General features: G+C 40.8%; 14 protein-coding genes. 8 read left to right on the top strand and 6 right to left on the bottom strand.

Going from position 1 to position 13,697, the window contains the following annotated elements; all coding sequences use genetic code 11:
- Nucleotides 1-79: 79 nt before the first annotated feature.
- From L0657_RS08830 to L0657_RS08810, 5 genes are all read right to left on the bottom strand, one after another.
- Nucleotides 80-982, bottom strand: a complete 903-nt coding sequence (locus L0657_RS08830; protein ID WP_235150219.1) for a metallophosphoesterase — start codon at nt 980-982, stop codon at nt 80-82.
- Between the two features lie 139 nt (nt 983-1,121).
- Nucleotides 1,122-1,448 carry a hypothetical protein gene (locus L0657_RS08825; protein ID WP_235150218.1) on the bottom strand — a complete coding sequence of 109 codons (327 nt, stop codon included), beginning with the start codon at nt 1,446-1,448 and terminating at the stop codon, nt 1,122-1,124.
- A 382-nt stretch (nt 1,449-1,830) separates the two neighbouring features.
- On the bottom strand, nt 1,831-4,080 hold the full coding sequence (locus tag L0657_RS08820; protein ID WP_235150217.1) for a xanthine dehydrogenase family protein molybdopterin-binding subunit: 2,250 nt from the start codon (nt 4,078-4,080) through the stop codon (nt 1,831-1,833).
- A 27-nt stretch (nt 4,081-4,107) separates the two neighbouring features.
- A complete protein-coding gene (locus L0657_RS08815; protein ID WP_235150216.1) occupies nt 4,108-5,091 on the bottom strand; it encodes a xanthine dehydrogenase family protein subunit M in 984 nt (327 codons plus the stop codon).
- Nucleotides 5,088-5,726 (bottom strand): (2Fe-2S)-binding protein, encoded by a 639-nt coding sequence (locus L0657_RS08810; RefSeq protein WP_235150215.1) that lies wholly within the window; start codon nt 5,724-5,726, stop codon nt 5,088-5,090. The genes L0657_RS08815 and L0657_RS08810 overlap by 4 nt, the downstream gene beginning before the upstream one ends.
- Nucleotides 5,727-6,028: 302 nt before the next feature.
- Between L0657_RS08810 and L0657_RS08805 the strand changes: the two genes are divergently transcribed.
- The 4 genes from L0657_RS08805 (at nt 6,029) to L0657_RS27885 (ending at nt 8,137) form a co-directional block, all read left to right on the top strand.
- A complete protein-coding gene (locus L0657_RS08805) occupies nt 6,029-7,003 on the top strand; it encodes a hypothetical protein (protein ID WP_235150214.1) in 975 nt (324 codons plus the stop codon).
- A gap of 54 nt (nt 7,004-7,057) precedes the next feature.
- On the top strand, nt 7,058-7,393 hold the full coding sequence (locus tag L0657_RS08800) for a hypothetical protein (RefSeq protein WP_235150213.1): 336 nt from the start codon (nt 7,058-7,060) through the stop codon (nt 7,391-7,393).
- 166 nt (nt 7,394-7,559) lie between these two features.
- A complete protein-coding gene (locus tag L0657_RS08795; RefSeq protein WP_235150212.1) occupies nt 7,560-7,952 on the top strand; it encodes a GreA/GreB family elongation factor in 393 nt (130 codons plus the stop codon).
- A 59-nt stretch (nt 7,953-8,011) separates the two neighbouring features.
- A complete protein-coding gene (locus tag L0657_RS27885; protein WP_255717765.1) occupies nt 8,012-8,137 on the top strand; it encodes a hypothetical protein in 126 nt (41 codons plus the stop codon).
- A 76-nt stretch (nt 8,138-8,213) separates the two neighbouring features.
- On the opposite strand, the gene L0657_RS08790 is transcribed toward L0657_RS27885, so the two are convergent.
- The gene (locus tag L0657_RS08790) at nt 8,214-9,458 is read right to left on the bottom strand and encodes a hypothetical protein (RefSeq protein WP_235150211.1); all 1,245 of its coding nucleotides are present in this window, start codon (nt 9,456-9,458) and stop codon (nt 8,214-8,216) included.
- Between the two features lie 329 nt (nt 9,459-9,787).
- On the opposite strand from L0657_RS08790, the gene L0657_RS08785 reads away from it, so the two are divergent.
- From L0657_RS08785 to L0657_RS08770, 4 genes are all read left to right on the top strand, one after another.
- The gene (locus L0657_RS08785; RefSeq protein ID WP_235150210.1) at nt 9,788-11,554 is read left to right on the top strand and encodes an ABC transporter ATP-binding protein; all 1,767 of its coding nucleotides are present in this window, start codon (nt 9,788-9,790) and stop codon (nt 11,552-11,554) included.
- Between the two features lie 429 nt (nt 11,555-11,983).
- Nucleotides 11,984-12,988, top strand: coding sequence for a helix-turn-helix transcriptional regulator (locus L0657_RS08780; RefSeq protein ID WP_235150209.1), 1,005 nt, complete (start codon nt 11,984-11,986; stop codon nt 12,986-12,988).
- A complete protein-coding gene (locus tag L0657_RS08775) occupies nt 12,985-13,374 on the top strand; it encodes a response regulator transcription factor (protein ID WP_235150208.1) in 390 nt (129 codons plus the stop codon). Before L0657_RS08780 ends, L0657_RS08775 begins: the two co-directional genes overlap by 4 nt.
- A gap of 34 nt (nt 13,375-13,408) precedes the next feature.
- Nucleotides 13,409-13,600 (top strand): hypothetical protein, encoded by a 192-nt coding sequence (locus tag L0657_RS08770; protein ID WP_235150207.1) that lies wholly within the window; start codon nt 13,409-13,411, stop codon nt 13,598-13,600.
- Nucleotides 13,601-13,697 lie beyond the last annotated feature (97 nt).

Below are 13,697 nucleotides of genomic sequence, written 5' to 3'. Positions count from 1 at the left end.
ATTTCTGAAACATCTTCAACTAAAATAAATTATTTGGTAGTACTATTTCTGCTCGTCAGTTAATCTCATCAGAAAAATCTTAATAATTCACATACCTTTCCAGGAAACGTCCATCAGCAAACAGATCTAAAACGCCATAACCTGGTGCTGTTTGTCTGCGATTGCCTTCCCACCAGGCTCCGCTTACCGCGCCATTACAAATGTATGTCACGTTGTTATACTCAACCTTATCACGTAAGTGGATATGCCCACTCAAACAAAGTTTTACATTCGGATGCTTATAGAAAAGATTTATTATTTTGGAAGTATCGGTATGCATATCACCACCAAGCATCTGCCACTTGTTGACAATATTATCTTCGATCATAAGCGTGGCGGTGAGTATTGGAATATGAGAAAGTACCAATACTGGTGTATTGACATTTGTATTTTTGAGCTCATTTTCGAGCCATAAAAATTGCTCGTCTCCCAGCTTGCCAATATACCAGGTATTGTCAATGTCAAGATGGACACTATCCAAAACTATAAATTTCCAGCCTGCTTGTTCAAAGCTGTAATAGGGTTTCGCCATCTGCAGCTGATCCAGCGAGTACTGTTTCCCATAAACGGCCTGTCCTTTATTATTTTCACTCCACCAGATGTCATGATTACCCAGACAATAATGAACCGGAATATTATTTTCGGATTTTAAAATGCTGTTATATAGCTTCCACTGATCGTCGATTGTTTTGATATTTTCTTTGTTCATATCAAAAACAATATCGCCACCATTCAGAATAAAATCTACCTTGGGAGTTTGTTGTTGAAGATGGTGAAGACATTTAGAGAATTTTGCCGGCGCGCCAAATTCGTTCTTCAAATGCACATCAGTAATATGCGCAATCCTCAAAACGGGTTTACCAATACTTGCAGAAACCTCCGTAACCAGAGATGGAGCCAATAATAACCCTCCGATATTTTTAAGTGCAGACCTTCTTTCCATACAGCATTTTAGTGAAAATAATGGCTGCAAATGTAGATGATTAAGAAAACTCTGCTCTTACTTATCTGTTATGGTTTTGTTATCGTTGCTATCGATAATAATAACCACGACGTTAAGAATTAGGTTTATAAAATTGAAGCTACGCCAGTAAATATCTTATTTTGTCCAAAATGATGTAAAAAATGTTATCCGGGCTATTGATCTGATTTAAAGAAAAATATTCCGCCCCGGAATTAAAATTTATTTTTGCATAGATTTTGGCTTCCCTTAACGATGGAAAATGTTTTTCATCACCAGTCACGTTTTCTCTAACCGTGCTATCACACAGACGTTCTTCAATAAATGCAAGATCCCAGCTTGGTACATGGTTCGTGACACAACAGTCGTAAACCGCATAATATTTGTAAGACCTAACCGGTCTTTTTTCTATTATTTCCTCAGCAGTTGAAATGGTAAAATCAGTCATTATTCTTTCGTTCAAAAACCTTGAAACATTCCAGGGCTACGTATGGGCACTAATTGTTAAATACCAGAACGTAAACAAAATTAATAAATCATGAACTGATTCTAATATTAATAATTTAGAGGTAACATTTAATGACCTGTTTGTCAACCACATTTGGCCAGATTGATGCTTCATTTATTTTTGACACAGTGTTACGCTACTGAATTTTTACAGAATTTCAAATCTAGTTGTATTGGAAAAATTCAATTTTTTGATGTGTTATAACTAAAATTGCATATCCTAATTTCATAAAAAAGCCAGCCATGAACTCTTCACTAAATAGTGACCAACATGACCGGCTTTCTGAAAGGTTATTATCAAGTACTGGAAATATCTACCTGACTTAAATAAGCTTATCCGGTGTAATTGGCAGTTCTCTAACCCGTTTGCCAGTTGCATTAAATACAGCGTTGGCAATTGCAGGTGCAACGCCGATAATAGCAATTTCGCCTAAGCCCTTACTACCAACCGGATCGGCCAGCAGATCTGGTTTGTTCACAAAATAAACGTCGATATCTGGTACGTCTGCGTGCACAGGTACGTGATAGTCACCAAAATCCTTGGTTACGTATCTCCCAAAACGGTGATCCATGACCGCATCTTCCATTAAGGCCATACCGATGCCGCCCGTCGCTCCACCTATCATCTGGCTCTCAGCTGTTTTGGGGCTCACGATTGTACCTGCGTCTGCACAGCAAACAATTTTTTTAACCCGCACCTGTCCGGTTAACGGATGCACATGCACCATGGCGAAATGCATTGAAAACGCATTCATCGAATATTGCTTGCCGTTTTCACTGGCCTTGGATTCCTGAGTCGTCTCGATTTTTTCTACATTATTTTGTTTAAGCAAATCACCAAGTGCCAGCTTTGCAGACATGTTTCCAGTGATCTGCATATTACCCTGATCCAGCATAATATCTTCCGGTTTTGCAGAGCCAAACGCTGACGCGTTTTTTCCAGCAGCCATGGTAATCAATTGCTGTTTGAGCGCATTACATGCCGCCTGTACAGCCGGCCCAACACTATTAACGGTCGACGATCCCCCTTGTAATCCTGCGTTAGGAAACTCCGAACTTCCCAGATGAAAAACGATCTTTTCTGTGGCAATTCCAGTCGTATTCGATGCAATCTGAACCATAGCCGTTGCAGTTCCCGGACCAATATCAGTAATGGCACAGTGCATAACCAGATTGCCATCCTTATTAAGTTCGGCATGTATAGTTGCCGGCCCGCGGTTAGCACCGAAAGTTCCGGTACCCATACCGTAACCTACAAGCCACTCTCCATCACGCAACAAACCTGGTTTCAATTTCCTGTTTTCCCACCCGATTCGCTTTTTTCCTTCTTCATAACATTCCCTGAGAAATTTGGTAGACCAGGGCATATTTTTGTCCGGATCTGATTCGGTATAGTTCAAAATCCTAAACTCGATTGGATCCATTCCAATGGCATGCGCCATTTCGTCCATCGCAGATTCCAGGGCAAATGCACCAGTAGCTTCTCCCGGACCACGCATCCATATGGGTGTGGCAACGTTAAGCGGTAGTAACCGATAGCGTGTACTGACGCTTGGCGACGCATACATCATACGAGTTTGCGCGAGTGTCGATTCTGTAAATTCTTCATAAACAGAAGTTTGTCCAATGGAGTTATGATTGATCGCAACCAGCTTCCCGTCTTTCGTCGCTCCCATCTGAATTTTCTGCCAGGTACGCGGGCGGTAGCCTACCATCGTAAACATTTGCTCCCTTGTCAGTACAAGTTTTACTGGTCTTTTTACTTGTTTTGCAGCGATGATTGCCGCTGACTCATGAGGCCAGCTATGCAGACCGTTTCCAAAAGCGCCACCGACAAAAGTCGCGATGACTTTTACATTTTGATCAGGAATCGCCCATTCTTTCGCAAAAGTTTTTTGGGTAGTTTTAGTACCTTGAACTTTATCATATATTGTTAACTTGTCATCCGCCTCCCAATGTGCTGTGATAGCTTGCAATTCCATTGGATTATGCATTTCTGTTGGTAAAACGTATTCGGCTTCAACCTTAAATGGCGCAGTTTGAAATGCATCTTTTTGTCCACGATCGTAATCTGCCGTCGGTGATTTGGGATTTTTTTTCGCAGCCGCTGCCACAACTGCCTTGCCGGCATTCGCCTCAAAATCAGTTATATGCTCCTCCTTATTGTACTGAACTTTCACCAGCGAAGCACCGTATTGTGCTTTTTCCAGACTACTCGCGACTACAATCGCAATAGGCTGATCATTGGAATAAACTTTGTTGTCGTAAAATACTCTAAGCGGTCCTCCGCCAACCTTCGGTTCGGTAGATTGCGTAGCATCTGGCTGATAACCTGGCACCTCAATCACATTTTGATGTGAAATAACAGCAATGACTCCCGGAGCGCGCTCTGCGGCTTTGGAGTCAATACTTCTAATCGTTCCTTTCGCGATGGTGCTACCTACCAATACCCCGTATGCCAGGTTTGGTAAGGTGTATTCCGCTGAATATCTGGCGGCACCTGTAACTTTCATACGTCCATCCACCCTATCGAGTGGCTTGTAATCTTTTTTATCAAAAAATGTATCGTCCATGTTTGTTCATTCAGAGATTTAGGAAACTTACACCAGGCCAGCTGCGTTTTTCAACGCCTCAACAATCACGTTTGGACCGAGCTTCAATTTGAAAGCATTGTATTTGTATGCTTTCGCACCTTGCATAGCGATTTCAGCTGCCTGTTTGAAAACTTCTTCCGTGGCTTGTTTACCAACAAGTGATTTTTCAGCCTCTTTTAAACGCCAGGGTTTATGCGCAACCCCGCCCATCGCGAGCCTGGCCTCCTTGATCACTTTTCCATCCATATTTAATGCCGCTGCAACAGAAATTAAAGCAAAAGCATAAGAAGCGCGGTCACGCACTTTAAAATAATGGGCGTTTTTATTGAATTCGTTATCCGGAATTTCTACCGAAATAATCATCTCATTATTTTGCAGCGTATTATCTTTCGCCGGTTGGCTGCCAGGAAGGCGATGAAATTCCTCAAATGGAATACGTCTTTCCCCCTTCGGACCAGCTACAACGACTGTTGCATCCAGCGCTACCAATGCGACACACATATCACTTGGGTGCACGGCTATGCAATCTTTACTTGTACCGAAAATCGCATGCATCCGGTTGAGTCCATCCAAAGCGCCGCAACCACTTCCAGGCTGACGTTTGTTGCAGGGAAGTGTGGTGTCGTAAAAATAGGAACACCGAGTTCGTTGCATAATATTACCCCCTACGGTTGCCATATTTCTGATTTGTGCCGACGCGCCTGCATTAAGCGCCTTGGACAAAAGAGGATATTTTTCCTGAATTATTTTGTTATCGGCTACCTGACTGTTTAAGGCCAGTGCTCCTATGCTGATAACTCCATTTTTCTGCTGAATATCTTTAAGCGGAACTGCATTAATATCTACCAATTTGGTTGGTGTCATTACGTTTCGCTTCATGAGATCAACCAGGTTTGTACCTCCTGCAATGAACCTGGCATTACCATTATTTACCATGGCATTAACAGAGGCTTTAACTGTCGATGCGCGTTCAAATTGAAACTGTATCATATTTTCTGCCCTCCGTTTTTAACTTCCTGAATTGCTTTTACAATGTTTGGATATGCACCGCACCGACAAATATTTCCACTCATAAATTCTTTAATGTCCTCTTTATTTTCGGCATGTCCTTCGTTGATACAGGCCACTGCCGACATAATCTGCCCAGGTGTGCAGTAGCCACATTGAAAACCGTCATGTTTAATAAATGCCTGCTGCATAGGATGCAACTCATCACCTTTGGAGAGTCCTTCAATTGTAGTAACCTGCTTTCCGTCCTGCATAATCGCAAGGCTTAGGCATGACAGTACCCGCTGTCCGTTCACGTGCACGGTACACGCTCCGCACTGCCCATAATCACATCCTTTTTTGGTTCCGGTCAGGTTAAGCTGCTCTCGCAAAACATCCAGCAGTGTGGAACGAGGTTCAACCGCTAGCTGCTTTTTTATTCCATTGATGGTTAGGTTTACCGGGGTGGTTTCAAGTGCATGGTTAATTTTTTCTCCCAGATTGTATTCCGCCGCTTTGGAAACCGCAACCGGCGAAACGGCAATTGCTGTTAGGATGGAAGTCGTTTTGAGGAAATCACGGCGTGATTCATGATTTTCTTCCTCTTCAGACTTACCTGTGGTCTTATTTTTGTTCATGGTGAGTATGTTTTTTAGCAATAAACTGATCTTTACTACTTATAAGAATACCAGGAAATTTCCCGCTTGTATCCATTGATTATCTTAAAAGAATTGAACCAGTCAATAATTTATCCGGCCTGGTTCGCAAGTTTTTTGCAACCCTGATGTATAAAAAAACTTTTGAATAAAAGTTGTGGGAGAAAACGCTGCGTTCCAAGATATTGATCACTTGTCTGACGCAAACTATAAAAATTTCCTGAAAGCATTGTTTTGCTCGAAATACAATTGTAATTTTACAACTGTAAAAATTAATACCTATTATGACTTACATAAGTGCTCAACCATACATGTCCACTAACTGGGAAGACATCTGTTATCCAGTCAGTCCAGTTTGGCTCTCAGATATTTTGCCTGACTATGATATAATCGCAACCGATCGCCAGCAACTAATCGTTGGAGAACCGTTAGGAGGTCGGAAAACTGTTTTTGGTATCCAAAGTGCTGACTACGCCATTATTTCCAACATACTGATTAAAGAGATAGTTGACGAATTGTTCCCAGATTATACGCTGCAAATTAAGCATACTGCAACGGGTGAATTTAGCATTAGTATTATTTTTCCGCAACAGGTTTCCATCGGCGGCGAACGCGTGCAAAGGAGCATTATTTTAACAAACAGCTACAATGGCAAAACGCCGTTTACAATTCAAGGGCAAACGCTTACCGCTATGATGGACAATTCCGCCGCAGCCGGGAGCAGTTTGTACAGAGATTTGTGCAAAAACGGGCTCATGGGCTGGGCTGATTCATTTGGAAATTTATCTGCCTACCGAAGCTGGCTTACGCAGAGCTCTCCTGGAAAAGAGAAAAAGAAAACCGGTAAAAGTCTGCCTGCTGTCAAGGGAAAAAAAGATGACGGAAACCAGCGAAAGATCCACCACAGCCGTTTAAGTCCGGAGCTTTTTCAGCAGCAGCTTCGAGAAATGCTCTCAAATCAGGCTCCAAAACAGTCGACCTTGACCGAGACAGTTTATGAACATTTGCAGCAAAAAACAGTAAGCAAGGCGGATGAGAACATTTTCAAATCCTTGCCAATACCTGTGCAACTGGCCAAGCAAGCTCACGAGCGTATGCGGTTAGAACAGCGGCTTTTAGGAGCAGATACCTCCTACTGGCTTATGTACAATGCAGTCAATCATGCGCTTTTTAACGCGCGCAGTAGCCTGACACTAAACGATCGTTATAAACTTGACGAGCGCGTTTTTCATCAAATCGCTGTCAGTTCCTTTGCATAAAATACTTTAATCTTGATCCATCAGACTTCATCAACAATTAAAAACCATACTATAATGAATATGCAAACAGGATCAGCGGAAATTCACCAGGCATTATTAAAAGTTGAAAATGTATTTCAAAAGTCTGGTACGAAGAACATTCGCCAGTCGAACGAAGAATCTGACTTCTCAGTCTACGCCAGCTTTATACTTGAAAATACAGTACTACTTGAAAAGCTCAGCCGGATATCAAAAATGCCTGAGACGTTCCAGAAATCATTTCCTGTCAACGAAACTAATACGAAACGCTTTTTAAAAATTCTGTTTCGTGTAGCAAAAGGAAATGAGGGCGTATCCCGGCAAGACCGCATCTTTTTGTGTCAGTTCTGGTACGCCTTTCAAAAATTTTAAACAACAATACCGTACAAAACTTACCGATGCTTTGCAGAATGGATAATTACATCTCTCACGGGAAGTAAAGCAAAGTTCCGTGCTGCATCAACGGACTGTGAAAACAATATATGAAATAACTGATATTCAATGATTTCCAAAGAATTTCAGATTAAATCAATTGATTATGAGCAACCTGAAAAACAATGTCATACTAGGAGAAGATGATTTTCGCATGCTAAAACAGTATGCGGAGAGCTTTCCGAGCAGTGTAAAGGAAAGTGAAATGTCGCTGTCCTACGAATTAAACCGGGCGATTGTGGTCGAAAACGACGAATTGCCCGCACATAGTATTCGCCTGAACTCTTATGTTAGAGTCAGAGAATTAACGACCAATAAAGAAATGGAATTTTACATTGTAATGCCCGCTTTGGCGGATATTAAACAAAAGAAAATTTCTGTGCTCACACCGATGGGAGCAGCTTTGATTGGCCTTTGCAAAGGAGAAACAGTGGAGTGGAAAATGCCAGCGGGTATGAAAAAATTTGAAGTGCTTGACGTGATCCAAACGCATGAATGAAATCGGGTAAAGCGACAATGACTGTTTAACCTGAATCATTTCCCTAAACAATAAATATCATGTATGAAGAAACATTCAGAAAACAAGGAAAAAGATCGGCCGAAGCAGTAGGCTCCGCTCTGATCTGTGCCATTTTTATCATTGCAGTTTACATCGCTTTCTGCATATTTACCCATACAATTTAAAAACCACCTCTGAAATTCAAATGGTCATCGGGATAATTTTCACTTAGCCTTCCTAGTAAAGGCTAAGTGAAAACCCTTATTTAAACCAAAATAAAAGCGGAAAAATAAATGTTACGATCAATGCCCAAATGAAATACACTGGCAAGTAGTGTGAAATAACTTTCCCAACTCCTGTTATTGTGCTTTTATTTGACAAGACCTGAAAAAGCTTGGCCGTCACCAGAATCAGATTCACTAAAATAAGGGCATTTCCTCCAAGCACCGCTGCCCTATTCGGCGTTATCCCCCATTCTGAAATACGGAAAAGTATGGCTGAAATCGCAATACCGTTTACTAAAACCGTAAAGACCGATAATATAAAGAGAACCCATACAGATATACGATTTATCGTGTCTTTTGACGTCTCAGCAACCGAGAAGAAAATGATGGCCATTACTCCAACAAGCAAGGCGTTAAAAACCAGCAAAAATTCCCGGTCGCTGTATGGATTCTTTCCTGAGTATGCGATTGCTGCCAGATAAATAACCAGCATAATCAAAACCAGCGGACTGAATATTTTCGCAATAACCGGCGACACTTTCCCAACAAGCTGAGGATTGGTTTGCGTGAGATGCGTACCCACTATCGGCGCGGCAGAAAGACCAAAAATGGCCACATAGTCGAAATAGTACTTGTTGATATCAAAACCAATAAGCTCAAAAAGACCGACCGTGATAACACTCATTAACCCTCCGGCAAGTAATATCAATGTGGTCATAACCACCAGATCTCCGCTGTACCTCAAAAATCCCAGTCTTTTATCTGATTTATTTCCTGTTTGCCCGACAAATGCAAAACCCAGCGTGGCCCACAAGCTCAACGGCAAATGGATACAGGACAACATTAAAGTATCGCTATTCTTTACGTCCGGTAATAAATTAATATAGATCGCACCAAGTATTAGCATCCCGATAATCAATGCCATGTTTATTTTTTGTACCTTATTTTTCCAAATAAAGTATGCACATAGCGCAGGAAATACAACAAAGCCGATATTTCTTGGATAGAAAAACTCTTCATTAATCGAGAATAATACAGGAAGTTTTGCAACGAGTCCCGCCATTAACGAAACAATAATCACAAATATCAATTCAGCAGTACTTCCCCAAGATACATCCTCGCGAGTATACATCAGGCGTTCATTCCAATAACCAACAAGTTTATTGTCTGAAAGCTGTGGATAAAGCGATTTGAACGTGCGCTTGAAGTCTGATTTGTCTGCCCGATACAGCCGTTCAAGCTGAGCAGGATTTTCGAGATTTTCTAAAATTTCCTCTTTCATAGCAAATAATAAGAATAATAGTTTCGATAAATTAAAAGTACTTTGTATTACAAAGTAACTGAAATTAATATTTAATCTCCTACACAACTTCATTAATTATTTTCTACGTTGCTACCTAGCTAACTTTTGATTCGTTCATTTGCTTGATACCACAATATGGCTTTATGAAAATATGGAAAACCGATCACTTCGAGAAGGCATGGGTTTACAGAAAATTTATCGTAAATGTCTATTAATTGGGGGACCGAAACCTTTTTATGTAAACAGAAATACAATACTGGAATAAGAATTTTAGCAGGATCCAGCAAAACAGCTCCTTTTAAGCTTTTATGAAAACACTTTGGAAATATCTTAAACCGCAGCAAAAACTTATCGGCATATCCCTTTTTCTGGCAGGGTCGGCGCAGTTATTGACATTGCTCGATCCTCTGATTTTTGGACGGATCGTCGATGATTATGCAGGGAACCCCAAAAATCTAACAGAAAAAGAACTGGTTAATAGTGTGATTTATTGGCTTTTGATTGCTGTCGGTATTGCTATTGTTGCCAAGCTAGCCAAATCTTACCAGGAATATCTAACAAGAAAGGCGGTAGCACGTTTTGGTATGAGCATTTTCAACGACGGGCTTAAACAAACGCTTCGACTTTCGTTTCAGGAATTTGAGGAAAACCGGAGTGGTACCACATTATCAGTCCTTCAAAAAGTTAAAACTGACACCGAACGTTTTGTCAATTCTTTTATCAACATACTTTTCTCATCGGTTGTCGGGATTGGTTTTCTTCTTTGGTATAGTATCAACAAAAACGGAATGCTCATACCTGTCTTTATCGTTGGTGTCGTTGTCCTTGGATCGCTGACGGGGTTATTGTCAAAAAAAATCAAGAGTATTCAAAGGAGCATCAATAAGCAAACCAACGCACAGGCAGGTATAATTACCGAAAGTTTGAGGAATATTGAACTGGTAAAAAGTCTTGGCCTGACATTCTCCGAAATCAGAAGGCTTAATAAACAAACATTAGAAATTTTTGAGCTCGAAATGTTCAAGGCGCGTAAGGTGGGGTTACTCACTTTTCTGCAAGGGGTAACGCTTAATCTTCTTAAACAATCCATTTTATTCATCTTGCTCTGGCTCATTTTCCGGAAAGTACTTACTACGGGTGAACTTATAGCCATGCAATTTATATCCACGGCCATCTTTGGACCGTTGCAGGATCTTGGTAATCTGATCCTGCAATTCAGAGAAGTTGATGCGTCTGTCAAAATTTTTGATCAGCTCATGCAAAAGCCAATCGAACAGCGACCAGAAAATGCCGTTGAAGTGGGTCCACTGACCAGTCTGGAATTCAGACAGGTGATTTTCAGACACCAGTCAGCGGACTATAATGCCATAGACGAAATTTCATTCAGCGTCAAATCGGGTCAGACCATCGCTTTTGTCGGGCCATCCGGATCTGGAAAATCGACGCTTGTCAAACTGCTTATCGGTCTGTACCTGCCTGTCGAAGGCGCGATTTATTTCAATGAAGACAATTCTTCAACGGTCCGTTATAATCCTCTACGAAGACAAATAGGATTTGTTACTCAGGACACGCAATTATTTGCCGGAACAATCCGGGAGAATTTATTGTATGCCAATCCTTCCGCGACTGACCTTGATATTTCAGAAGCACTTGAAAAAGCTTCTGCGACGGCACTGATCGCCAAGGCATCGCTCGGAATTGAAACAGTGCTTGGAGAAAATGGCATGAAACTTTCAGGCGGTGAAAAGCAGCGGATCTCGATTGCCCGGGCACTTCTAAGAAAACCAAGGTTATTAATCTTCGACGAAGCCACCTCTGCGCTTGACTCGCTGACTGAGCAGGAAATCACGTCCACCATCCGGGATATATCAACAAATCGGGAGCAAATGACTATATTAATTGCCCACCGTCTCTCAACAATTCTTCACGCTGACGTTATATATGTGCTTGAAAAAGGCAAAATTGTAGAGCAAGGATCGCACGCGGATTTGCTCGCGCAGAACGGATTGTATTATGCGATGTGGCGTCAACAAATAGGCGAAAGACGTGTTCAGTCAGAATACGGACAGGAATAATTTACCCGCCAAAATTTCTTCAATTGGCAAATTCCCTTGTAAAAAATCAGTAAATGGCAATGACAACCATCAGCAAAATGAAATGTGCAGAAAAACTGCCAGCGACTATAAACTGAATTTTGTCAGAGATTAAAAAAGAACAAGGGAAACCTGTGCAATCCGGAATTTTAGTGCACATTTGTTACGCACTTAAAGTCAGTGACTTGGCTAATATCCAAATTTCCTAAAAAATATATATTTAATCTTAGATCTATGCTGTGAACCGCAGGACGTTTTCATTTCTGTGTCAGATCTTGGCTTATCAGGTATAATTTAAGTCTTTTCGGAGTTAATTAATTCACTAACATTGCCAATCTTAAAACTCAGCGTTGTAAAAAGTAAAATGACGCCGGATATTTTACAAAAATTCCCCGGCCGCCAAAAATTTTAATGAAAGAACGATTTCAAGAGGTGGTCCTTCGGAGGATGGAGCCTTTGCAGTATGTCAAATGTTTACAGACCGAATTTGTAAATACGTTAACTCTTCCGAAAGATTATTTGTCTGATATGCAATATGATCAGTCGGAAATATATTACGAACAGATTCATAGCGGCTTTTGGGTGTTCTCCATAAAAACCGAAGAAAAAATAGACTCATGTTACGTTTTTGAGCCGAAAAATGCCAAGAACCCCTATTTTTCTATTAACTTTTATGAGACTCGAAGTTCGGTAGGATATCAGCAGGGAAACGAAATTAAATGGGTTAAAAACATTGCCGTATTCAGCAGCCCATCGACAACCTATCGAATATATGTCCGAAAAAAAGAGCCTGTCGTTTGTTACAAATTAGTTTTTTCTCATAACTATTTAAAAAAGCTGTTAACGTTAACAGCAAGTAATGTGCCTTCATTTTTGTCGACTGAACATGACGGTAACATTAGCAAAGGCCAAATAAGACATACGTCGGAGATTGAGTCTATGGCTCTTCAAAAGCTCCAATATCTGCTGAAATATACACGCACTGATTTTATTAGTCATCTTTCGATCACAGCGAGTGCCTTTGAACTCGCCAATCTTTTCTTTAAGTTATCAACGCCAGACAATAATATTTCAACAATACCAAAAGCAGATGAAGAACTAATGGCCCGGATTGTTCATGAGCTCGAAAGCAATATACAAAACAAATTCCCTGGGATAAATGCCCTTGCCGCAGCCTTTTACATTTCTCCCAGTAAACTTAAAAATACATTTAAATTAATATATGCAGTCTCGCCGCTGGTCTATTTCAGAAAGGTACAAATGATATATGCCCACGACGTCCTAAAACGTAAAGAAATGACGATCAAAGAATTAGCTATAATCCTGGGTTTTAAAAAATCCAGTACGTTTTCAATATGGTTCAGGCGGTATACAGGCAAACTTCCCCATGAAATTATAAACTCAACAACCCCATGAAAAATCCCAATTTTAATGTTGCCATCGTAGATGATAATGTGATGATTAGGTATGCAACACGGTACATGTTAGCTAACAACAAAATTAACATCGCATTTGAAGCAGAAAACGGACAGGATTGCATCGACAAAATGTATCAATCCGAACAGATACCTGACGTTATCGTTTTGGACATGGAAATGCCTGTCATGTCAGGCTTTCAGGCAGCTGTGATTCTTAAACAAAACTGGCCGTCGACAAAAATCATCGCATTTTCGGGACGAGACGATTCCGTAACTATTAATAATATTATGGCAGCCGGAGCGGATTATTTTTTATCAAAACAATCTGAACCCGCTACTTTTATCGGCCTGATCCGAACTGCTTCCGGTGCCGGTCGAGAATAATTGTATAGCGTTAACTTACCCTCCATCTTATCTTATGAAAACGAACTCAGAGACACTCCATGTTATTGAAAATTTATTACAACGTTACGCACAGGAAATTGAAGCGTCGTCAGCGAAACCTTTGACAAAAAAAATTTACATAAAAAATACGCAAAATTTCGTGCGATGGATCGCGGGTGATTTCCATCCGGGTAAGGGGGTTCAGGCAAACAGGAAAGGCAGATAAATTTCAAATACAGCCTTAATCTAACCAATTCCCGCGTAACGGAGAATATTTTTTTAAATACTGAATTAGATGCATATTAAAAAAGCATCAGCGAATC

This window comes from Dyadobacter sp. CY345 (assembly GCF_021502725.1).
In the GTDB taxonomy this organism is placed as follows: Bacteria; Bacteroidota; Bacteroidia; order Cytophagales; family Spirosomataceae; genus Dyadobacter.
Note: the sequence above shows the minus strand (reverse complement) of the source record. Positions and strands in the feature narration are given on the sequence as shown.

Coding starts and splice junctions, on each gene's coding strand:
- L0657_RS08825 (WP_235150218.1), bottom strand. CDS start 1,448: ATGACTGATTTTACCATTTCAACTGCTGAGGAAATAATAGAAAAAAGA.
- L0657_RS27885 (WP_255717765.1), top strand. CDS start 8,012: ATGTATGAAGAAACATTCAGAAAACAAGGAAAAAGATCGGCCGAAGCA.
- L0657_RS08795 (WP_235150212.1), top strand. CDS start 7,560: ATGAGCAACCTGAAAAACAATGTCATACTAGGAGAAGATGATTTTCGC.
- L0657_RS08815 (WP_235150216.1), bottom strand. CDS start 5,091: ATGATACAGTTTCAATTTGAACGCGCATCGACAGTTAAAGCCTCTGTT.
- L0657_RS08805 (WP_235150214.1), top strand. CDS start 6,029: ATGACTTACATAAGTGCTCAACCATACATGTCCACTAACTGGGAAGAC.
- L0657_RS08820 (WP_235150217.1), bottom strand. CDS start 4,080: ATGGACGATACATTTTTTGATAAAAAAGATTACAAGCCACTCGATAGG.
- L0657_RS08770 (WP_235150207.1), top strand. CDS start 13,409: ATGAAAACGAACTCAGAGACACTCCATGTTATTGAAAATTTATTACAA.
- L0657_RS08800 (WP_235150213.1), top strand. CDS start 7,058: ATGAATATGCAAACAGGATCAGCGGAAATTCACCAGGCATTATTAAAA.
- L0657_RS08830 (WP_235150219.1), bottom strand. CDS start 982: ATGGAAAGAAGGTCTGCACTTAAAAATATCGGAGGGTTATTATTGGCT.
- L0657_RS08790 (WP_235150211.1), bottom strand. CDS start 9,458: ATGAAAGAGGAAATTTTAGAAAATCTCGAAAATCCTGCTCAGCTTGAA.
- L0657_RS08780 (WP_235150209.1), top strand. CDS start 11,984: ATGAAAGAACGATTTCAAGAGGTGGTCCTTCGGAGGATGGAGCCTTTG.
- L0657_RS08810 (WP_235150215.1), bottom strand. CDS start 5,726: ATGAACAAAAATAAGACCACAGGTAAGTCTGAAGAGGAAGAAAATCAT.
- L0657_RS08775 (WP_235150208.1), top strand. CDS start 12,985: ATGAAAAATCCCAATTTTAATGTTGCCATCGTAGATGATAATGTGATG.
- L0657_RS08785 (WP_235150210.1), top strand. CDS start 9,788: ATGAAAACACTTTGGAAATATCTTAAACCGCAGCAAAAACTTATCGGC.